General features: G+C 65.5%; 23 protein-coding genes. 6 read left to right on the plus strand and 17 right to left on the minus strand.

The features are described 5' to 3' along the window. Window positions 1–76: 76 nt before the first annotated feature. The 3 genes from DQE82_RS19665 to DQE82_RS30670 form a co-directional block, all read right to left on the minus strand. The gene (locus tag DQE82_RS19665; protein WP_113973444.1) at window positions 77–1,321 is read right to left on the minus strand and encodes a DNA methyltransferase; all 1,245 of its coding nucleotides are present in this window, start codon (window positions 1,319–1,321) and stop codon (window positions 77–79) included. After that, complete coding sequence (locus tag DQE82_RS19670) at window positions 1,318–1,497, minus strand: hypothetical protein (protein WP_113973445.1); 180 nt, start codon at window positions 1,495–1,497, stop codon at window positions 1,318–1,320. Before DQE82_RS19670 ends, DQE82_RS19665 begins: the two co-directional genes overlap by 4 nt. 144 nt (window positions 1,498–1,641) lie before the next feature. Continuing rightward, window positions 1,642–1,800, minus strand: a complete 159-nt coding sequence (locus DQE82_RS30670; protein WP_158559995.1) for a hypothetical protein — start codon at window positions 1,798–1,800, stop codon at window positions 1,642–1,644. A 275-nt stretch (window positions 1,801–2,075) separates the two neighbouring features. Between DQE82_RS30670 and DQE82_RS19675 the strand changes: the two genes are divergently transcribed. Further along, entirely contained in the window at window positions 2,076–2,600 is a 525-nt protein-coding gene (locus DQE82_RS19675; RefSeq protein ID WP_158559996.1) for a hypothetical protein, read from the plus strand. A gap of 393 nt (window positions 2,601–2,993) precedes the next feature. On the opposite strand, the gene DQE82_RS30550 is transcribed toward DQE82_RS19675, so the two are convergent. The 10 genes from DQE82_RS30550 to DQE82_RS19720 form a co-directional block, all read right to left on the minus strand. Continuing rightward, window positions 2,994–3,467, minus strand: a complete 474-nt coding sequence (locus DQE82_RS30550) for a hypothetical protein (protein WP_147265152.1) — start codon at window positions 3,465–3,467, stop codon at window positions 2,994–2,996. 34 nt (window positions 3,468–3,501) lie between these two features. Continuing rightward, window positions 3,502–4,512, minus strand: a complete 1,011-nt coding sequence (locus DQE82_RS30555; protein ID WP_147265153.1) for a hypothetical protein — start codon at window positions 4,510–4,512, stop codon at window positions 3,502–3,504. Between the two features lie 352 nt (window positions 4,513–4,864). Next, window positions 4,865–6,301 (minus strand): tyrosine-type recombinase/integrase, encoded by a 1,437-nt coding sequence (locus DQE82_RS19685; RefSeq protein WP_113973448.1) that lies wholly within the window; start codon window positions 6,299–6,301, stop codon window positions 4,865–4,867. Continuing rightward, on the minus strand, window positions 6,298–6,483 hold the full coding sequence (locus tag DQE82_RS19690; protein ID WP_018784531.1) for an AlpA family transcriptional regulator: 186 nt from the start codon (window positions 6,481–6,483) through the stop codon (window positions 6,298–6,300). The genes DQE82_RS19685 and DQE82_RS19690 overlap by 4 nt, the downstream gene beginning before the upstream one ends. Continuing rightward, entirely contained in the window at window positions 6,480–8,246 is a 1,767-nt protein-coding gene (locus DQE82_RS19695) for a replication initiator (protein ID WP_113973449.1), read from the minus strand. Before DQE82_RS19695 ends, DQE82_RS19690 begins: the two co-directional genes overlap by 4 nt. Beyond that, a complete protein-coding gene (locus DQE82_RS19700) occupies window positions 8,243–8,797 on the minus strand; it encodes a DUF2637 domain-containing protein (protein WP_113973450.1) in 555 nt (184 codons plus the stop codon). Before DQE82_RS19700 ends, DQE82_RS19695 begins: the two co-directional genes overlap by 4 nt. Further along, entirely contained in the window at window positions 8,794–8,985 is a 192-nt protein-coding gene (locus DQE82_RS19705) for a hypothetical protein (protein ID WP_113973451.1), read from the minus strand. The genes DQE82_RS19700 and DQE82_RS19705 overlap by 4 nt, the downstream gene beginning before the upstream one ends. Before the next feature lie 5 nt (window positions 8,986–8,990). Then, window positions 8,991–9,245 carry a hypothetical protein gene (locus DQE82_RS19710; RefSeq protein ID WP_091426450.1) on the minus strand — a complete coding sequence of 85 codons (255 nt, stop codon included), beginning with the start codon at window positions 9,243–9,245 and terminating at the stop codon, window positions 8,991–8,993. Then, window positions 9,242–10,858, minus strand: coding sequence for an FtsK/SpoIIIE domain-containing protein (locus DQE82_RS19715; RefSeq protein ID WP_233514723.1), 1,617 nt, complete (start codon window positions 10,856–10,858; stop codon window positions 9,242–9,244). Before DQE82_RS19715 ends, DQE82_RS19710 begins: the two co-directional genes overlap by 4 nt. A 273-nt stretch (window positions 10,859–11,131) precedes the next feature. Further along, window positions 11,132–11,527, minus strand: a complete 396-nt coding sequence (locus DQE82_RS19720) for a transcriptional regulator (protein WP_113973452.1) — start codon at window positions 11,525–11,527, stop codon at window positions 11,132–11,134. A gap of 581 nt (window positions 11,528–12,108) precedes the next feature. Between DQE82_RS19720 and DQE82_RS19725 the strand changes: the two genes are divergently transcribed. Beyond that, window positions 12,109–12,558, plus strand: coding sequence for a hypothetical protein (locus DQE82_RS19725; RefSeq protein ID WP_113973453.1), 450 nt, complete (start codon window positions 12,109–12,111; stop codon window positions 12,556–12,558). Here the strand turns inward: DQE82_RS19725 and DQE82_RS19730 are convergent. The 4 genes from DQE82_RS19730 to DQE82_RS19745 form a co-directional block, all read right to left on the minus strand. Then, a complete protein-coding gene (locus DQE82_RS19730; protein WP_233514724.1) occupies window positions 12,542–13,318 on the minus strand; it encodes a glycosyltransferase family 2 protein in 777 nt (258 codons plus the stop codon). The two genes, DQE82_RS19725 and DQE82_RS19730, sit on opposite strands and share 17 nt — an antisense overlap. Beyond that, entirely contained in the window at window positions 13,306–14,127 is an 822-nt protein-coding gene (locus tag DQE82_RS19735; RefSeq protein WP_113973455.1) for a GntR family transcriptional regulator, read from the minus strand. Before DQE82_RS19735 ends, DQE82_RS19730 begins: the two co-directional genes overlap by 13 nt. A 149-nt stretch (window positions 14,128–14,276) precedes the next feature. Then, a complete protein-coding gene (locus DQE82_RS19740) occupies window positions 14,277–14,618 on the minus strand; it encodes a hypothetical protein (RefSeq protein ID WP_233514725.1) in 342 nt (113 codons plus the stop codon). After that, window positions 14,611–14,823: a hypothetical protein gene (locus tag DQE82_RS19745; RefSeq protein WP_113973457.1), complete on the minus strand. Its 213-nt coding sequence runs from the start codon at window positions 14,821–14,823 to the stop codon at window positions 14,611–14,613. The genes DQE82_RS19740 and DQE82_RS19745 overlap by 8 nt, the downstream gene beginning before the upstream one ends. Window positions 14,824–15,496: 673 nt before the next feature. Between DQE82_RS19745 and DQE82_RS19750 the strand changes: the two genes are divergently transcribed. From DQE82_RS19750 to DQE82_RS19760, 4 genes are all read left to right on the plus strand, one after another. Further along, window positions 15,497–15,913: a GntR family transcriptional regulator gene (locus DQE82_RS19750; protein WP_158559997.1), complete on the plus strand. Its 417-nt coding sequence runs from the start codon at window positions 15,497–15,499 to the stop codon at window positions 15,911–15,913. A gap of 157 nt (window positions 15,914–16,070) precedes the next feature. Beyond that, a complete protein-coding gene (locus tag DQE82_RS19755) occupies window positions 16,071–17,267 on the plus strand; it encodes a Druantia anti-phage system protein DruA (RefSeq protein ID WP_113973459.1) in 1,197 nt (398 codons plus the stop codon). Between the two features lie 34 nt (window positions 17,268–17,301). Beyond that, complete coding sequence (locus DQE82_RS30560; RefSeq protein ID WP_147265154.1) at window positions 17,302–18,462, plus strand: hypothetical protein; 1,161 nt, start codon at window positions 17,302–17,304, stop codon at window positions 18,460–18,462. Further along, entirely contained in the window at window positions 18,459–20,384 is a 1,926-nt protein-coding gene (locus DQE82_RS19760; protein ID WP_113973460.1) for an ATP-binding protein, read from the plus strand. Before DQE82_RS30560 ends, DQE82_RS19760 begins: the two co-directional genes overlap by 4 nt. Window positions 20,385–20,896: the final 512 nt, after the last annotated feature.

Raw genomic sequence — 20,896 nt, forward strand, 5'->3', positions numbered from 1 at the left:
CTGACTGCTTCACCGCCGACGAGGCGGGCAACAGCCGGTGGCAGCACCCTGACGGTCGGCTACCGCCTCTGCCCGTTCACGCGGGCTTCGTGCCGGTGACGTCGTACTCGAACAGCGCCTTGTTGGAGTTCCGCTTGCGGATGGTCTCCACCTTGACGTCCGAATAGCCGAGTTCGCGCAGCATCACGGCATACCAGGTGTGCGCTGGCACCTCGTGCTTGTAGAAGGTGGAGTTTCCGACGATGTAGGAGACGCTGCCGCCCGGCTTCAAGTGCTTCGTGACGCTCTGGAAGTGCAGCCACATGTCGTGGTGGTACTTGTGAACGTAGCTGGCAAGCAGCGGACCGTTCTTGCCGCCGTCCGCCGCGATCTTCTCGCAGACCACCTTCATCGCCCCGTCGACAGGCGTCCCGACGTCCGGCTTCCACGTGTTGAGCTTGCTCGTGGCGGTGCCCCACGTGCCACCGATGGCGCGCCAGTCGAGCTCGCCGGCGTCGCCGGCCACGTCCAGGTAGCGGAGCCAGTACATGTACGGGCGAAGCTCGCGGATGTAGCTCATCCGGTTCACGTACGGCGGTGAGGTCAGTACGAAGTCCGCAGGCTCCAGGCCGTCCAGACCCGTCCGCGAATCCCCCTGCCGGACAACCGCCGTGCCGGCGAGGTCGAAACGGGCGGACTCGATGATCGTCGCCATTTCCGTGGCGTACCCGTCGAGCGCCTTGTCGAGGTCGTCGACCACGAAGAGCGCCTGCTCGGCCGGCGCTTCCTTGAAGGACATCGACTGATGGTTGAACGCCGCGTTGGAGCAGGAGATCAGCGACCGGCAGAGACCGATCTCCAGCAGGTCGCGGATCTGCCCGTCGAAACGGTCGATCTCGTTCCGAAGCGCCTTGAGGGCGTGGAGCGCGCCCGGCGACCACCACTTCTCGATCCTGAACAGGCTCGGCTGCCAGAGATCGGCGTCCTCGTCGTGCGCCCGCGCCCCGTCGAGCACACTCGTCACGGCGTCAGCGAGCGCGAGGAGCGTGTCCTCCGGGTAGTTCGTCGTCTTGACCGTGCCGAGCCAGACCAGGAACGGGTTGATGTCCACCGACTGCCCCCGGTGGCCGAGCTCGGCAGCCGCGAGCGGCGTCGTGCCGGTGCCCGAGAAGGGGTCGGTGACGATGCTGCCGGCCGGCATGTGCGACATGCGATCGCGGACGAGGCGTACGCCGTAGGCGGGCGTGAGGCGCAACCAGCCGTGCCTCCCCACACCCATGTTGGCGCGGAACGTCATGTGCTCGTTGCGGCTGTGCGCCGCGCGCTCGACGATCTCCGTCATGCCGCCTCCAGGAGTCGCCGCAGGACGTGCTCCACGCTGGCGCGCAGGTCGGTGGTGTCCCGCCGGAGGTAGCCGACAACGTCCCGCAGGAAGCCGAAAGTACTGGACAGGGGGTCATGCCCGCCCGCGCCTGGGAAGACACTCCAGTTGCCGGTCAGGTATCGCGAGCAGACCATGTGACCTGGTTCTCGGACAGTCCGAACTCCGCCTTGAGGACCTGGCGGAAGATGCGCTCGCAGCCGACGCCGAACTACCTGTGGATCGACGTCACGCCGCCCGCGGCTCTGCGCGGCGAACATCAGGGGCGAGGCGACGCCCATTCAGTGACAGAGCGGGTCAGCGCCGTACAGCGCGGTGAAGCCGGCAAGGTCGACCTCGTCGGCCCCTCCCATCTCGGGAAGGCAATCCGCCGACGTGCGGAGCGGCGCGAGCAGGATCTCGCGGTAGAGCCGGTCCTGCTCCTCAGTGCTCGACGCCATGGGACGGCAGCTTACGGCAAAGCTCAGACACCCCCTCGCACCCACACCAATCAAGCAGTTCAGTCCCATTTGGCGCAGATCCGGCGCTCTGCTCGTCACGAGCGCACTTCAGCGGCGGGATGGGCCGAGGCAGCTGCTGCCTTCCTGCCGGCCGGCCAGGGCTTGCCGGTCCACGGCCCACCATTTGGCCAACGCCCATGGATCCACCCCTGCCACCGTTCCCGGCGCCCAATAACTTCCGCGACACCACCAGCTTGCCGACCGATCATGTGTCGATGACCAGCGAAGAGGCTCTTGCCAACCTTCACGACACCGTCGCCTTCTGGAGCATCGGCTCCGCCACCGCGGTTGACGTGGTCAGGGCCGCCTGCGACTGCCTGGTGGCAGGCGTCGACAGTCCGACCCTCCGGATCCTGGCCGGCGTCTCCCCCCTGAAGGGCAGCGAGGACGACGAGCTGCGCCGCTGGCTGGCTGATGCGTTCGCGGAACTCTCCCTGACCTACTACGGGGAAGAGAGCCGGAAGGCCGAAGAGGAAGTCCTCCGCATCATGGCGCGACGACTGCTCGCCAGGAAGATCGCGCCTCGCGAACTCACGTCCTGGGTCTCACAGTTCATCACCTACGCCGGGACTCCCCTGGCAGGCGAACTGATCAACCTGGAGAGCGCCTACGAGTACGTCGAGGCCGCCAACGAGGTACACATGCTGGTCAGCACCAAGCCCGAGGATCTCGACGCGGAGGTCATCGCCGAAGCTCGACGACTGGTCGGCGACAGCGGCGCCGGCAGGGACCAGGGTTGAGCCACCACGGATCATCCCCGATCTTGTCGTGGACGTCCTTTCCGTGGCCCGCCCGCAATCAGTCGCAGACGGCTGGACTCAGCCGGACTCGGCCAGACGAACGAGAACGGCCCCCGATCAGCATCTCTGCTGGTCAGGGGCCGTATCTGCACCTGGTGGCGGGTAGAGGATTCGAACCTCTGTAGCTTTCGCGACGGATTTACAGGGCGTCCGCGATCTTGCCTCGGTCGGCACCGCTGAACTGCTGCTTCTCGCCGCTCCGCCGACACCGACTGATCAGCCGCCCACCATGTGCCCACGCCCACCACGGCGCTACACGCTTGATGTTCAGGCCGCGTTGTCGCTGCCGCCCTCACAGGCTTCGGCCCTCCACAACCTCTGAGGAGGCCAGCGTTACGCGCCCAGCAGCCGTGGAAACTCTGCAAGGAAGACCGATCGAAGTCGTTTAAGCAGCATTCCCAGCAATAGTACGAAGTGTGCGAGTGACGCCGTCACGACGACAGACCAGGGGCGCTGTGCATCCTCTATTCCAGCGAGCGAGCATACTCCCAATATGATCGCAACTAGAAGGCCGACGCCAAGCGTGTAGGTGATGTTTGCTTGCAGTTCGTGGAGGAGTCGGTATTTGTGTGCGTTGTCGGCGCTGACTTTGCCGGTCGGTCGACCTTTGAAGCGGGCGGCAGTGTCGAATAGCAGGACGAGCAGGTTGAACAATAGTCCCGTAAGGATGGACAGCGCGGCCAGCAGATTGTCGATCCCCTTGACGTGCCAAGAGAGAAGGTAGGCTGCCACCCCGACCAGGACTGGCAGTCCGTAGAAGAAGATCAGGTCTGAAATCTTTACGCGACCAGTCCTGGCATCGCGCATAGTGTCAAGGTGATCCCGGATGATCGGAAGTAGACTAGCCTTCATCATTCGCTATCACTAGCTTTCCAGCAAGAATGTCGGCCGTCCAGAAAAACTCCGTGCCGACATAGTCGGACTCGCGAATAGATAGATCCTTCGCCAGTTCCGCGACCACCTCAGCAGCGACCTCATACACGACGTCATCGGTGGGGCGACCGCTCGGTATCTGCTTGTTCTCCGGAAGAGGAAATGTTACGCGAGGGGGGCGTTCCTGAGTGACGGTGAGCGTGCGCATCGACTTGCCAACCTTCACCTCTAGTTTGATGTCGTGGTAGTCCAGACCACGAATCTCTAGCAGTGCCGGGAGGCTGTTGTCGTTTAGCGCGTCGCGCACCTTCTGCTTGGGGAATGCCAACGCGCGGTCCGGCTTAAGAACTAGCTCCATGATTCCCAGCTCTTCTTCGTGAGCACCTAGATTATACTGATCCGCAACGTCGCTCGGAATCCCATAGCGCACTAGACGGATTTTCTTTAGTTCGCCTTCTTCGATCGAGGCCTTGACTGCCGCCTCAGGGGCCAGCGGACTGAGTTCGATGGAGAAACCAGGGAATCTTGCCGAGAATGTACGTGTGAGGATGTGGTCTAGTGAGGACTTAAGCCCTCGGACGCCGACCCGTTCTGTCAGGAAGATCCCAGCCAGTGAGTTATGTGGGATTACGAATAGATTTCGCAGGGGGATTAGCTCAGCCTCGTTTGCCTGGCGTTCGTATGTATCCTGGTGAGTTTCAACATCACGTAGAGTCGACTGGTGTCCGTGGCTTCCCGAGCGGACTGTTGTGTGAATTGACCGGTCCTCCGCCCGCACCGTTTCGGCGATTAGATACTTACCCTCATCCCTGTGCTGGTATGGAGTATTGATCAGGCCGTTGAAGAATGCATAGAGAAAAGGTGCGAGGTCGGAGGCGGACCCGTCAAAGTTGTCAAGAGGTAGGTAGTTATCGGAAGACTTCGAGGACATTCGCGGGCGAACTCTGATGGTGTAGGCGGCGAGGCTGTATTCCGGCATAGGTTCCTCCGGTGGGCGATGGGGATGTCTCGTCACCCTAGTTTCGAGCGCAGATCTGACCGTGTGTCTGTAAGGAATTGGTCAGCAGTCGTTGGCGGAGGCGGGGAGCGAGCGCAGTGGATGCCGTACATGTGTTCGAAGGTACGACCTGGGTGCGACATGCAGTGGAACGGAAGTCAGGTCGTGCGCGGCCCAGCGCGCCAGCAGGTCGTCGAAGCTCAGCTCGATGTGCTCGCCCAGTTCAACGACACCGACATGACGGCGTTAACGCATAGGTGGCTGGGGAAGCCCGACGGCTGGTCGAGAGCGGCCCCGGACCGGTCAGAGCAGCCACTTCCTAACTGGCAGGGGTTCATCCGAGTGCGCCGCCGATCTTGTCGTTCATGGTGTCGTCGCCACCGTCGATGCAATTGGCGTAGACCCGGAGCAGGACGGCGACACCGTGCCCCAGGCGCCGGGCGACCTCGGTCGGCGGGACGCCGGCATTCAGCCAGAGCGAGGCCGCCGCGTGCCGCAGGTCGTAGGGCCGGCGGACGAGCGGCGAGGCGACCTGCGAGTCCGTCAGAGCCTTCTCCCGGGCGAGCTTCCACCACCGGTCGTAGACCGACTCGGACAGCGGCCCACCGTGCAGGCCCCGGAAGAACCGACCGTCCGGACCTACCCCGTGATTCTCGACGTGCGCGCAGAGCAGCTCGACGAGCCGGGGCGGGATCGGGACCGTCCGGGTTTCCGCCCTCCCCCGGTGCTTGAGTCCGCGCCGCTCGTGGGAGCCGCCGTCATCGGTCCAGTGCGACCCGGCGCGCGGCGAGGTGCCGGCGAGCACCAGGCGGCCCCAGCGGTATTCGATTTTCTCGTGGTCGCAGGACCGGGAAGGCTTGACTGCCGCCAGGTCGTCGAAGTCCGCGCCGCAGTCGGCGCACCGGCCCGAAAGGTCGCAGTCCTCCCGCCGCAGGTCTGCCGCTTCCGAGGGCCGCATGCCGGCGTAGTAGAGGCAGCCGAAGAAGGCCGTGACCTTGTCGGCGCGTTTGCCGAGAGATTTCACCGCCTCCAGCAGCGTGGCGACCTGGGCCGGGTTCGCCACCACCCGCCGGTCGATGGACTGCGCGACCTCGGGTGCGGTCCACTGGACCCGGTCGACCGGGTTGGAGTCGATCAGCTCCAGCTCGACGGCGTACCCGAGCACGTTGTAGAAGGTCGCACGCTTCCGCTGGACGGTGGAGGCAGCCGCAGGCTTGCCGTCGAGGCGTACGCAGAGGCTGTCGAGGACTCGGCGGACCATCGCGGGTGAGTCCAGCTCGACGACCGGCAGGGACGCGGTTTCCAGCCAGGCCAGCGCCGCCGCGTGCTCGGTGGGGATCTCATCGGACCAGCGGCGCGGGTTGAGGCCGTAGAGGTACAGCGCCTCACGGAGCAGGGCGTCAGCCGGTCGGCCCCGCTTGGCCGGGCGGGTCAGGGTCACCGTGATCGAGGTCAGCGCCTCGACGATCGACCGCCGGGTCTTGGCCGCCGCCCGGGGCCACTTCATTTCGACGTACGCGCGGCTGTGCGCGTACCAGGTGGTGGGGTTCTTGGTTCTGGCCTCGGAGACCGGGCGGCCGGTGGCCGGGTCGAAGGGCTCCCCCGCGTTGGCCGCCTGGACCAGCTCGGCGCGGAACGAGTGCGCCAGGGCTTTGGTACGGAACATGTCCTCGAAGCGTTGGCCGCTCACCGCCCAGCGGACCCGCCAGGGCCGAGCCTTCCGGTCGGCGCGCTTGCCGATCTCCCAGATCTGGACGTCGTAGCTCTTCATGCCGCGTCCTGCTCCAGCTCACCGAGCCACCGACCGAGCGCCGACCGGCGGACCCGAAGCTGCCCGTTCGGGAGCTTGATGACCCGTGGCCCCTTGCCGGTCTGCCGCCAGTAGAACCAGGTCGAGCGCGGCACCCGCAGCTCGGCGAGCACTTCCGGCACGGTCAACAACTCCTCGTTCACTGCGTCTCCTCCCCGTGGTGCTGCGCGCTGTGCTGAGTTGCCGAAAGATCTGCCGACCCCTGCGCGGCCCGGTCCTTGGCGGCGAGCAGTTCGGACCGCCAGCGGGCACGCTCACTGATGGAGCGCATGAGCCGGTGGGCCAGCGGCCCCACATCGGGGTCGTCGGGTCGGGCGAGTTCCCAGGCGTGCCGGACCCGTTCGACGGTGGCGCCCTGGTTGTCGACGAGCTGCCCGGCGGTGGCGCTGTCGGTGGTGGCACCGAGCAGTGCCCGCACCCAGGCCCGCGCGTCGTGCTTGTGGTCAGCGAGGGTCTTGCCGGACCAGTCGCGGGAGATGAGGATGCGCCGGCCGCCGATGCCGAGGGTGTCGCGCTGGTGGACCTTGCCCTTGCAGCGGCCGGGCTTGAGCTTGGCGTGTGCCTTCTTGGGCTGGACGCCGTAGAGCAGCCAGTTGGCGCACCGCTCGGTGCAGGGGGTGAGCTGGAGTTGCTGCCAGAGCCGGTCGAGGTGCTTGCGCTGCCGGTCGGTGGTCGCCTTGTGGACGTCGCCGGTGTGCTTGGTGATGTACTTCGTGACGTACCGGATGGTCCGTTCGGCGTCCTCGGTGCCGGGCATGACGCCGCGGGCGTCGACCTGGGCGCCGAAGCGGACGACGTGCACAGGTTCGGAGTCCGGGTCGTCGTCGATGGCGTCGAGGGCTTCCGTCCAGGTGATCAGCGGCTGCCGGGTGTCGGGGTCGACCCATGCGGCGGCCTGCTCGTCCCAGACGGGAAGCCGGTCGAGGGTGTACCGCTGGACGTCGACCGCCGGCCACCACACCTGGTGATAGGTCGCCGCCGCGACGGTGCGCAGGATGTCCCGGGGGATGGTGCCCCGGATGGCGAAGTGGGCGTGTGGGGCAAGACGGCGTTGCGGCTCGACGCAGCCGGCGTACTGGACGTTCCAGCCCTCGCACCGCCGCAGGTTCTGCCAGAACCGATCGAGCAGCCGAGGGAAGTGCACCGCGTCCCAGGCGGCGCGGCGGTAGTCGTACCGGTCGGGGTTGAGCGGGGTGCCGTCGGGGCGGACCGGGCCGTACGAGTCGAGGGTGAGCGTCAGCCACATCGACGGCCGGAACGTCGCGCCGTCCGGAGCGGTGTAGGTCTTGCCGACGGTGCGCCGCTCGACCTTGCGCCGAGGTAGCTCGGGGGCGTCTTGGCGTCGCTTGGTGGAGCGCTTGCGCCGGCGGCCGGGTTCGTCGTCGGAGCCCCCGTCGTCGGTGGCGTGCGGTGGCCCGACGCGCCCGCGCAGACCCTCGGCGGCGATGGCTTCCTCTACCTCGCGGATCGCCTCGTCGAGGTCGGTCACCTGATCCCACTGGGCACCGCGTACGGCCTCGTCGCGGGAGAACTCCAGGTGTGCGCGGAACAGGATCAGGGACTTCTGCGCCTCGGTCGCAGGTTCCGGGCCGGGTAGCGGTTCGTCGTCGCGGTGCCAGCCCTCGCGGATCTGGGCCTGCCGTAGCCGGCGGTTCTTCTTGGCGCAGGGCGCGCACTTGTCCTCGCGGGTCGCGCCGCAGGGCAGGTCGATGACCTCGGTCAGCCCGGTGTCGAGGTCGGTGCGACGCATGGCGAGGGGGCGCACGCAGACGCCGTACTCGGCGGCTATCTCCTTGAGCACGTCGACCGAGCGGGGCAGCGCCATGCGGGCCGCCCGCGACCCCGGCCGAGGAGCAACCGGGGTCGAGGCGGCGGGAGCGAGGCCGGGCAAGGTGGGAGCGGTCATCGAATGATCCCGACGACCTGGGGTCGGTTGGGCTGCACGACGCCCAGCGGGGGCAACACCGCAGCCGGTGCCGGGCGGACCGCCGGGGCGGGCACGATCGGCTGCTCGGGCTCGGCGACGACCTGCTCAGGAACCTCGTAGGTCCAGTCGACCGGCGGTTGGTCCGGCTCGGGTGCCAGGGCGGGTGCGCTGGACAGGACGACCTTGACCAGGGCGAGAAACGCCAGCGACGGCACGGCGGCCACGATCCAACCCCACACGGACGGTTCGGCTTCCGCGACCTGGGCGGCGAGGGAGAGCAGGGCGAACGCGACCAGGAGCACGGCGACCAGGCCGACCGGGCGACCCGCGCGACGGCGGGCGCGTAGCTCCAGGCCGAGGTAGATCGCCATCAGCTCGACCGCCACGGCGTTGGCCCAGCCGATCCAGTCGGGCTGGCCGTGGGCCACGGTCAGATCGTGGACGTGGGTGAACGCGGCGGCGCCGGCCATGGTCCCGATGGCGAGCAGGATCAGCACCCGGACGCCGGACTCGGCTCGGTGGCGGATCATTCGAAGTCGCCTTCCGGGATGCGGATGGTCACGGTGATGCGGATGCACTGCCCGTCGAGGTCGTCCCGGCGGCGGACCATGTGCGCCAGGCCGTGCATGGCGGCGGCGAGCCGGTCCGGGGAGCCGTCGAGGTCGATGTTCAGCGGCTTGAGTCGGTGGGTGCCGAGGAAGAAGCGCTTGAGGGACATCGGGGCTACCTCCGGTCCGGGGTGACGCGGGTACGGATGTGGTCGGGCGGGTCGCCGAGGGAGGCGACCGCTTCGGAGAGGCAGCGCCACAGCGCCCATGCCTCGTCGGGGGTCAGGTGCATGCGGCGCCGGCCACCGCCGACGGCGAGATAGACCGGGTACGGGTCGGGCCGGTCGGGGTCGACGCGGACGGACACCGCAGTGCTGCTCGCGCCGTCCGGGTTCGGTGCGCGGAGCCGGTAGAAGGTCGGGGCGGTCACCGCGACTCACCCCCGTCGGCGTCGAGGATGTTGCGCAGCGCGTCGGGCAGCAATGGCCCGCGACGCTGCCGGGGCAGGGCCGGCCGGACCGGTTCCGGCGTCGACTCGCGGCCGACCTGGGCGAGGATGTCCGCGGCGTCGGCCGGGGCCGGGTACTGCTGGGCCAGTTCCCGGATGTGGTCGTCGGTGACGTAGGAGAACCGGACCCGCATCGGTTCCGGGGTGCCGTCGAGGATCACGTACCCGACGCCCTTGGCCCATCGGGGCATCTGGTCGGCCAGGGCGCCCCGGTTGCGGGCACCGTCGCCCAACACGAGGTCGACCTGAGCCGCCTCGGTCAGACCGAGCGCGATACGGGTCGGGAACAGGTCCCGGAACGGCAGCACCTCCTTGCGGGGGTCCTGCAACGCGGCGACCACCAGGACTCCGACGCCGGCACCCTGGGACAGCAGCAGCCCGAGCGAGCCGGCGATGCGCTTGCGCAGGTCGACGTCTTGCAGGTAGGCGGTCAGCGCGGCCATCTCGTCGATGACGACGACGACCAGGGGGTCAGCCTCGGTCGGGGTGTGCACCCGGACCCTGCCGGCGAGCCGGGTTTGCCTTTCCCGCATCACGGCCACGGCCTCGTCGAGGAGGTCGGCCATGGCCTCGAAGGACTTGCAGGCGAACCGGGCGAACAGCGGCCGGCCCATCGCGAACTCCATCCCGCCCTTGGGGTCGATCACCCAGAGCCGCACCAGGCCGGAGGTGATGCCGCCGGCAAGCGAGCGGACCAGCGACCAGAGCACCGAGCCCTTGCCGGACCGGGTGGCCCCGCCGATGAGGACGTGCGTGGCGAGCAGGTGCAGGTACCAGGTGCCCAGGTCTTCCCGCCGCGCCAGCGGCAGCGCGGTGAAGTCGGGGACGGCCGGGGCGTCGAACGGCGCCACGACGGGCCGCAGGGCGTCGGTGCGGACGAGGACCAGGTAGACCACGGTGGGCCGGTCCCGGAATCGCACCCGGTCCACCCAGCCCAGCAGCAGCGCCCAGTAGCCGGTACGCGTCGGCGGGTCGGCGGGCCGCTCGGAGTAGACCCGGGCGTGCCGCCGGCCGAAGGCGTACGCGAGGTTCGCCGTGACCCGTTGGAAGTCGGCCGGGGTCTGCCCGCGGACCATGCGGATGGTCAGCACGTCGAGGGCCTGATCCGAGCGCACGCGCAGCAGCTCGGGCAGGACGGCGCGATGGTCGTACGTCTCGGCCAGGCCGCAGAGGGTCATGGCCTCGCGCCATGCCCGCCGGTAGACGAAGACCTGACGGAACCGGCCGAGCAGCGGCCCGGCGCACCACCGCCACCAGGACGCTTCGTCCCGCCACCGCCACAGGGCCGACACCACCGACGCCAGGACCAGCGGCACGACCAGGCCCGCCCAGCCGTAGTCGGCGTAGAGGACGGTGGCGAGCACGACCAGGCCGACGGTGGCCGGGTGGCGCAGGCACCACCAGCAGCCCCGGGCGAGCCAGCGCAGCACCAGGACGAGCACGGAAGCCCACATAGGCAGGACGAACCGCTTCGGCCGGATCACCAGCAGATCCCCGGCGGACGTCATCACCACCTCGCCACGCGGCCGGCGCATCATCGCGCACCCCGCAGCGACACGAACCGACCCGCCGAGTCCCGGACCGGAGGAAAGGGAAGAACGAGCTGCCCGACGCAGAGCGGGCAGCGATCAGCCGCACCGCCGGCCGGGTCGAACCGGGACTGACACACGCCGCACCGAGGCTGAGCCGGGGCAGGCGAACGCCTACGCTTGGACACGTCACTACCTCTCTCGACAGAGCAGGGGAAGAGACAGAGGGCGGGGCTGCCGTCCGCCAAGACCTAACAGCCCCGCCCCCACCTGATGCGGCTACGCCGCCGCCTTCGGGGTCACGCCCGCCGGAGCGCGCATGCCGGTCGCGCGCAGCGAGTACGCCATCCGGTTGTTGTTGGTCACGTACGGCGTGACCGTCATGCCGTCGAACTCCACCGCCTCGAACGGGGCGCCCGTCGGCGGGACTGGCTGGTAGTCGGCGGAGATCTTGACCGTCGTCTCCCGGGAGCGCTTGCCGAGCTCCGGGTCCAGGTCCATCACGCGGACCTGCCACACCCGCTGGCCGGTCAGCTTGTCCTTCGCCGGGCTACGCCGACCGGTCTTCTCGTCGTAGTCCTCGACCTCACCCAGTGACTCAGGGACCAGGGCGCATCCCGCCGGGAACACGTCCTCACAACGCACGGCGAACCTCGTACCGCCACGCAGAGCCATCGCCCAAACCTCCAAGTTGTTGGCATGTCTGCCAAGTTGAGACTCCAAGGTAGACGGCACTTGGCAGACAAGTCAACGAGTAAACACGCGCGCGCCACCAAAGACTGGTGAGGTTTTGCACCAATAGACCGCATTAGCACGCCAGGCCCAGCCCGGTGCCAGCGCCCAGCACGCTCGCCCGCCATCCAGCCAATGCCCACCTTCCGCGATGCAAGCCTCGATACCGTGCCTGCCGGCAAAATGCCACTAGGCACTTTGCCAATTGGCACAATGCCAATTGGCAAAGTGCCTATGGCGAATTTAAATTGGCTCTTGCATTTCTTGTTCGGCCCACTAGCATTTGATCGAGTGCCGGACAGGTCGGCACCCGCCGGGTTCTAGCCGGCAGATACAGGACTCAGATTGGAATCGAAGGTGGCTGAACTTCACTTCACGCTGAAGGTGCGAGCGCAGGTCTCGGTGCAGGTAATCGTGGTGATCTTGGTGGTGGTTGGGCTCAGCGGATGGACGCCGGAAGCCCTTTGATCCTCGGGCCGAAGCCTCGGCGAATAAGGTACCCACTTCGCGGGCAACCGGCCTACATGGCACATGAACAGCGAAGTGACGCCGTTGACCAGAACCATTCAAGGACCGCTGCCCTCGATGACAAGACCGTTGAAGCGTTGGGCGAGCTGAGCAAGGCACTTGAGACCATCCATCGGGTCCGAGGGCACCTGTATTCCGCACACCAGCTCGTCGGCGGGGCCGATCTCACTCTCGACCGGGTGGTGAAGCTACTCCGCGAGGCGGGGCACGACGAGATGGCCAACCGGGTCGAGCACGAGCTGTTAGGCCGCAACCTGCTACCTGGCCGGTGGACGTTCCAGATCGTGGAGGAGTTCGACGACGGCTACTACGCGGCGTTCCAGGAGATCGAGCGGGATGCCCGGGAAACGCTAGCCGGCGGCCGGCGGCACATCTACGAGGCGGAGATGAAGGAGCGGCGGCGCACCCACGGCATGCCGGGGCACGAGGCTACGCCAGAGGAGTGAGCGGGAGACCGTTCGGCAGCATCGAGGCCAGGGCGTTGGCTCTGGCCTCGATGATCCTCATTCGAGCCTGATACTCGGCCGGTTCGCGATGCGCGGCCTGGCTGGTCACCTGACCGGGCCATTTGCGGTAGAGCAGGCCGTACTCCCGGGTGAAGTACCCGGCGCTGACGGCGCTGGCAGCGAGCAGCAGGCCCGTGTCCTCGGAGGCGGGGAGCGCCATCCAGCCGCCCAGGGCGAAGACGAGATCCCGCCGTAGGCACAGAGTCGCCGGGTGCACTGATGCGCGGTAGTCGTTGGCTTGCCAGAACAACAGGACCTCACCGCGGTCGACGACTCCGCCATCTGGGTCCTTGTCCCATCCGGCGGTCGATCCGTCGGGCAGCAGGTCGAGTACCCGCGAGGTGGTCCAGCCGATGTGCGGGTGCGCGTCGAACGCGGCGATGTCTCGGGCGAGCGCGCCGGGGGTCAGCTGGTCGTCAGCGTCCAGGACCTTGATGAGGTCACCGGAGACCCGGGAAAGGGCGAGGGTACGGGCGACACCAGGCCCGCCGGGACGGCCAGTGCCGAGACTGATCCGGGGATCGTCGGGCAGAGCGTCGACCAGGGCGCCGGTCTGCCCGTCCTCCTGGACGAGCCATTGCCAGTCCCACCCGGTGGGCATTTCCTGCTTGGCCAACGACTCGTAGGCGCCAGCAAGGTGCTCGATGCTGGGCGCGTGGACCGGGGTGATGACCGAGACGAGCTGCGTCAAGTTTTCCACCGCTGGAGTTTGTGGGAGTAGACAAGCTCAGTGCGATCACCCGGCATCACGACATCGGCAACCTCGACGACCCGGCCAGTGGTGTCGACCGAGGTCTTCCTAACGGTTAGGACAGAGACACCCGGGTCGATATCCAGAAGTTCGGCCTCATCCGGGGACGGCGGACGCGCCCGGATCTCGTCGTCGATCCGGTCCAGCTCGATGCCGAGCGTGTAGAGCTGGTGCTGCGTGCCGCCGGGCCACGGTTCCTTGCTCTCGTCGAGCAGGTCCGGGTTCGCGGCAACCAGTTCGTACGGCAGGTAGGAGTACGACACGGTCAGCGGTGCGCTCTCGTGGCGGGAGGAGGTCCAGTAGACCCGGCGCAGCAGCGGCGTACCCGGCTCGACCTGCAAGGCCGCCGCCATCTCCGCATCCGCCGCCACCCGGGAGTACTCGGCGTGGAACTTCAGGTCGTCGACGGTCAGGCCGGTGTCGTGCTCGGTGGCGCCGGTCTTCGACCGCTCGGCCTCGTCGAGCAGGACCCGGTCCTTCTCCCACTGGTACCGCTCGCTGTTGCGACGGCGTACCCGCTGCCGAGGCGCCCGGACGTAGGTCCCGCGCCCCTGCTCGGCCCGGACCAGGCCCCATTCCCGGAGCTGGCGGATGGCGTTGCGGACGCTGGTGCGGGAGAGGCCGGAGGACTCGGCCAGCTCGGTCTCGCTGGGCATGAGGGTGCCCGGGGCCATCTCTCCGGCCATGATCTTTACCCGCAACTCCTCCGCGAGTTGCAGGTAGCGTGGGCGCCAGTCCCGGCCATGCACACCGGTCACCGTACCCCCTAGACGTTCCAACGTCTGCCAGGTGGTCCCGCCAACGGGCCGCTCGGGAACCGGAGGGACCGTCACCGCTGCTCGCGGCGGCTGCCCACGACGAGGACCAGGAGTACGAGGAACGGCGACGCTCCGACGGCTGCCGGAGTTCATTGCCCCTCCCCCGACCGATGGCCCTGACTGACCGGTGCCCGCATCTCCTCACGGGCGCGCGCCAGCTCGTCAATCAGCCGGTCGAGCTGCGCCGCCGAGAGGAGCACGGTTTGCGTCGCGCCGTAGCGGGTTGCGTCGAGCTTGACAGCCAGGTCCCGGCGCGCGAAGCGGTCGATGAGTAGCTGAAGGCTGACCCAACCGGTTCGCTCCCGGCCGATGGTGGCGATGAGGCCGCGGTGCATCGGGTCGTTCGGCCCGCAGCCCCGGCACCATCCCGGGCATGCGGCCGGCGTGACCGACGGCGGGGTGCTCTCGGTCGTGGGCTGGCCCTCACTCATCGCATACTCCCCGGTCGCCGCCTGCCTGCCCCAACAGGCCGCGCAGATGCTCGACCAGTTCGGCCACCTGGGGCAGCGACAACTCCGCCCAGCCGTTCCCCGTCCGGCACCACGAGTGCACAGCGACCAACGGCGCCAGGGCGTCAGCACCGATGAGGTAGGTGACGACGGCTCCGCTCGACCGGACGTCACCGATCCGGAACATCGGTCCTCGGTGGCGCCGGGCCATGTGCGCCATCAACGGAGGCACCAAATGGCCGCAGCGATCCGGCGCGCACCAGCCCGGGTGACCCGTAGTCTCGGTCGGCTTGTTCGTCCGCCTCATCGCGGCCACCGCCCACCATTGCCCCGGTAGGACTGCGCCAGCGTCATCAATGGCGCGTACCGCAGCGTAGGCAACTCCCGAGTCGGTCCCACACCCCACCAGTACGTCGGCACGGCATTGGTCGGCGTGGGCCGCATCGGCGAGACGTTGCTGTCGGTGGCCACAGCCGGCGGACGCCTCCAGCACAACCAGGACGAGAACCAACCGCGCCGACGATGAGAGCCGGACATCGCACCTCCACAGGTAGGCGGGGACCGGTGGCCAGCTACGGGGGAATGCAGCCGGCCACCGGCCCGGATGAAGGCACGGCGCACCGTCCGACACAGACGGGTCGGGTATCGCCGAGCCAACTTGTACGCGCGGCTACCGCAACCGGTCCGACAGGACGCCGCGCATCAGGTGCGACCAGGGCCGACGCGGCACCACCCCTGATACGAGCCGTCACCCTGGCCGCACACCGGGAAACGTACCTACAAGTGGACGTGTTGTCCATACGTCGAAACGGGTCACTTGATTGGCACTTGGTAAGACAAGTGCCAGGTACGGTGAGCAGGTGCCCACCCCGCACTACGGACAGCCCCGCTATCGCGCAATCGCGAGTGAGCTGAGAGAGCGAATCGCCAGCGGCCTGATGGCTGCCGGCTCGCTTCTCCCGCCCGAGAGCACGCTGACTGCGGAGTTCCGTGTAAGTCGCGGCACGGTCCGGCATGCGATTGCGTTGCTTCGAGAAGAAGGCGTGGTCGCTACTGAGCATGGCCGAGGGACCTACGTCATTGGGTCTTCCCGGACTGGGTCCGACCATCAAGGGACGACACGGCGCCGAGTACCCGCCGATGCTCGCCTTGCTGGCCTGCTCGGGGTCGAAGTCGGCACCCCGCTAGTCGAGTGCGAAACGGTAAAATCATCACAAGACAGACCGAAGAGTGTTACCAGGACCTATCAGCTGATCTCGGAAGGCGAGGCCTGGTGAAACTAGGCAGGGTGTGAACAGCTACCTTCCAGCTCGCTGCCGGCGTCCGCCTTCGTGCATCGCAGACCCGATACTCTCTGTCGCAAGCCAACGTCTAGGCCGTGGAAGCAGACGCGGCCCCGCCCTACTGTTGTCGCTCGTTACGAGGAGCATCACTATGCCAGAGCGTGCCGCCCAGTACATTGACGGCGCGGCTCCAGCAGCAGAGTTATCCGACACTGAGCAGCTTCGCAATAAGGTCTTGCAACATCTGGAGAGCATGGGATTTGCCGTGGCGAACGGCCGCGTCATTTCTCCGGTAATCGACGACAAGGAGCGTCTCCGGGTCCTGCATTCGGAGGCCGTCGCGGTACAAAGGGCGAAAGCTGCTGGCACCCTGCGCTCACACGAAGACTTGTTTGTTCGAAAGCTCGCTGAAGGCGATAGCCTAATCGTCAATAAGATCAAGCCCGCGCTCGTTCCCATCATTGATCGAAGATCTTTTGATGCCATGCTTTGGCGTTGGTGCTCACTGCACTGGTCAGTCCCCGTATCGGCAGGCTATGGCCGCCGCCTGCGATTCCTTGTAGTGGACCGAGGGAATGGCGGAAAGGTCATGGGCTTGATCGGTCTAGCGGATCCGGTCTTTGCGTTAGGGGCTCGCGATAGCTGGCTGGGATGGAGCCCTGAAGTCAGGCGCGAACGCTTGACGAACGTAATGGACGCCTTTGTTCTTGGCGCTGTTCCGCCGTATAACTCATTGATCGCAGGAAAACTTGTCGCGCTACTCGCAATAAGCAGTGAAGTCCGGCATGCGTTTCAGGAAAGATACGGCCATAGGCGTACGCTAATCACGCAGCGTGATCCGAATGCCCAGCTTGCCCTGATCACAACATCGTCAGCGCTTGGCAGGTCCTCCATCTACAACCGCCTGACAGGATTGAATGGAGAGCGAGCGTTTATCCCGGTTGGATACACCGAGGGCACCGGCGATTTTCATCTATCGGGTGCAATTTACGACGAACTCGCCGAACTTGCGGCGTCTGTAACCGAAGACGGTAGGAGTCACGCACACGCCCGCTGGAAGGGTTCTGGCCCTCGCAACCGTCGTGAGGTCATCCAGCGAGCCTTGACAACGCTAGGGCTCGACAGTCGGAGGCTTCGAGTGCATGGGGTACGGCGGCAGGTCTATCTGGCTCCCCTGATGGCCAACGCTCGTGACTTCCTGGCCGGCCATGCGGATCCGGAGTGGCTCACGGCCGACGCCGCATCCCTGGCTGACTACTGGCTCGACCGCTGGGCGGTGCCGCGAGCCGCACGAACAAGCACATGGAGGGAGTTCCGTCCCGAGCAGTGGCGGATGTACACCAAGTAGTTGATCTGTCGCAAGGATGCTCTAACCTCAGTGGATGGTCTTGACCCATCCCCTCGACGGCACCCCGCAACTACCAGCCGAAGTCATCGCGACGATGCTCAGAGGGATCAAGGAACTAAGCAAGGACGCGCGGCAGATCTTGTCGCCCATGGTCGAACAGCGTGACGAGTTACGCAAACTACTCTTACAGAGAAAATGGATCGAAAAAATCGATGCGTCTATACCTGTAGGGTCGGTTGCTGCTGTCGATGGAGCGCAGATCCAAGAAACCCTCTACGCGGGCGATTTGGTCGTCGCTGTCGCTGTGGCGGCGGAGGGCTTAACACCCGCTGGCCGACTGGGGGAGGCCACCGTCCATAGCACCTGGCAGCGATTCACAAACCACGACGGCGACAACGATCGCCTCGGCAAGGTCGCGATGGTTGCCCAAGAGTTGAAGCTGCTCCAAGGGCTGCCGCATAACATGTGCATTCTCGATGGTTCTCATCAAACACCTGTCATCGTCATCAACTCAGCACTTTCTTCGCAGAGCAAAGAAGTTCGTCAAGCGGCTTTAGAAGTTCTCGAAGAAAACAATGCGGTTTCGGCGTTACGGGATCTCTGCAGCCCGGAACGAGGCGGCAAGATAGTCGCGTGTCCCAAGTCCGATTCATCCAGAGACCTCATTGGGCTGCTAACTGACCGACTATCAGGTCATAAAACATTCGATCTTCCTGGAACCGACAAAGTACTAGCATCGCTCGTCCTTGAGCCGGGCGAAATGTTCCAAGCGTTCCGAGTGCCCAAGGCTTGGGAAGGGCTTCACATCGAAACGCGGCGGGAGTTGCGGAGCGATCCAGGCGATCCGGTCGTAAATATTGCGAGCCAGCTCGACCAATGTATTCAACCGTTGCGAGATCGGACTATTCGTATCACATATGCGAAGCCTGCAGGCTGCAGCACTGCTGTGAAGATTGAGTTTAAGGAGCACCGGGGTGCTGATTGGCGGAAAGAAGTCTGCGCCATGATTGGCGCAGAAACTCCCGCTCCCCATCTGCAGGAACCCTTCGCACAGCATCTAGCGGATCAGTGGGCAAAGTCGATCGGGATTGGTGTCCAAGCTCAACTTCAAGGAATGCGGCTCGACTTGGCCGAGAATGGTGCCCCCGAATTTCTTGAATATGTCCTACGTTCCTACCGCACGATTGGAGGATGATTCAGTTGGCGTTCGAAAGTGCCGAAGAAGTTGGCGTGGTGGGGAGCCCTTCTACTACGAGCCAGGTAACGCTGGACGTCGTCGGCGATGCAGTGCGTCGGCCACTGGTTGGCAGTATGGTTCTTCTGCAGCAAGAGATGGATGGCCAGACCGAATGTGCGCTAGGAACGGTCACGGAAATCACCACCCGTAATCAGTGGCACGAAAACACAAGCATGCGAGGAGTCGTGGCGCTGCATGGCCGACTCCTTGCATTATCCGGACGCGCTGACGTTAAGGGCGCCGAAGTAAACATCCAGGCAGTCTATGCCGACACGGGCACTGGTTATCGACCGAGCGGCTCTACTCTTTCGATGTCGCCTACCACTGGCGGCAGCGTTCTTCGTGTCACCGATACCATCCTTCAAGAATTGACGGTAAAGGCAGACGAGAACCTTTTCTTCATGGGCGATATCTATCGAATGCCAGGCGTGCGGCTTCCGCTCAATCCTGGGGATTTCTCGGGCGGGAGGGGCGCATTCCACGCGGGGGTATTCGGCCCGTCGGGCAGCGGTAAGTCGGTATTCGCGAGCTACTACATCGCGGGCCAGCTGCGGCATCGTGATTTGGGAGTTCTGATTATCGATCCGCAGAGTCAGTTTACTAAAGAGCGGGGCTTTACGTTCTCTCTTCAATCCCTTGCCAAGTTGCAAGGGCGGCAGGTCATCAAGAAAGACTTAGCGACGGAGATCAGGCTCCCGCAGGATAAGGCGCTTTTCTGTGAACTCTTGGCCAAGACTCCATTCTTCAGGCAGGGGTTGGTGCTCAGGTACCAGCCAGCCCTGGAGGGCGCGCTCGCTGCCGCTGAAGAAGCGCTCGAAAGAGCTACGAGTTGGGCCAACCGAACTTTGGACGAGGTCCTCGACATTATCCTCCAAGGCATTAGGAATGCGACTATATCAGGCGACATATACAAGGACGCTAAACTCGACAGCAGTAACCAGCTAAAGCCAGAGGGCAAGGCGTACAAGCTTCAGGAGTACATTGACGAGGCGCTCAACGGAGGCCCACGGCGTGACCGCCTCATGCGCTACTTCAGGCCTACTGCATCGCTGTTTTCACCTACAGGTCCGAGTGGCGAGAACCGAGCAAACGTGCTGGCGCTTCTTCATCAAGCATTTGAGCGCGAACCAGGACGCCCGCGCCGTGTCGTGATCCTTAACATGGCATTCTCCATGCCGGCCGATGCTGACCAGGACATGATAGAAGCAATTAAGAAGCTGAACAGCGAAGGAACTAAGGCCCGGGTTCTGCGAACTGTTTTCGACCACCTGGAGCGCATTGCGGCTGATGATTACCAGAAAGGCGCAAAACTTCTCAATACCCTCGTAGTGTTCGACGAAGCGTGGCGCTACGCGCCACGAGCAGCGGCTGATCCTGAGATCAAGTCGCTAGCTGACCAATTGGCTGGCTACGCCCGCGAGACTCGCAAGTACGGGGTGGGCTGGATGTATGTGCTGCAGTCGCCGCATACACTCCACCCTGATGTCTGGGATCAACTGAAAAGCGGGTTCCGCGCCCTTGGTTATGGTCTTACTGGAGCTGACCTTGAGCTGGTGCGGGCTCAGGTAGACCGGCCGGAGTCGATCTCTTTGTATAGAAGCTTCACTCAACCAAGCGATTCAAACAAGCAGTATCCTTTTATGCTCGTTGGAGCGATTAGCCCGCTCTCGTTTACGATGGCGCCACTGTACACTTCGATCTACACCAGTTATAGGCAATGGGTTGATGCGAACACCGACTGGCTGCCAGCCAGGTCGGTAGAGGCTGAACTTGATCCCGTGACTGGCTCATTCGTTTATGGGCAGCCTGTCCCTAATCAGCGAGTTGAGGGGGCAGCCACGGCGCATGGCGCGACGAGAGAATATGACGAGTTCATGTGACTGCCAACGGCGGGCACTGACCCGCAGAGGCGGCGCTGGCGTACGTACTGCCGAATTTCGCTGTTTCTGATCAAGGCGCCGCGCTCCGCGCGTCGCGGGGCGGTAACCCGGCCGGCGGCAAGCCGCCCCGGCTGCCTTCGGCGCCGGGGCGGAAAGCCACCGACTGCCGCCGGACCGCCGCCCCGAGTCTGCTGATCCGGCCGGCGAAACGATCACGGCCAGGCGGTACGGAAGCCGAACCAGTCGGCCTCGTCGGCGGTCAGGGCTTCCGACTGCCGCGCCAGTCCAACCCCGGGACTGGCTTGCCCCCGGCCCATCTCCCGCAGCCGGCGACACCTCACCGCGGACCCCTCAGCCGATCGCTACACGCGCGGACTCCGCCGGACCGGACCCAGGCCACCAACCCCAGCGTTCGCAGCCCCAGAAGAGCCCTCAGCGGGCAAGATCGACCTGCCCACCATCTGCCCACAACCAGTCGTAGACGGCTGGACTCAGCCGGACTCGGCCAGACG

It is taken from the genome of Micromonospora sp. LHW51205 (assembly GCF_003315815.1).
Taxonomy (GTDB): domain Bacteria; phylum Actinomycetota; class Actinomycetes; order Mycobacteriales; family Micromonosporaceae; genus Micromonospora; species Micromonospora chalcea.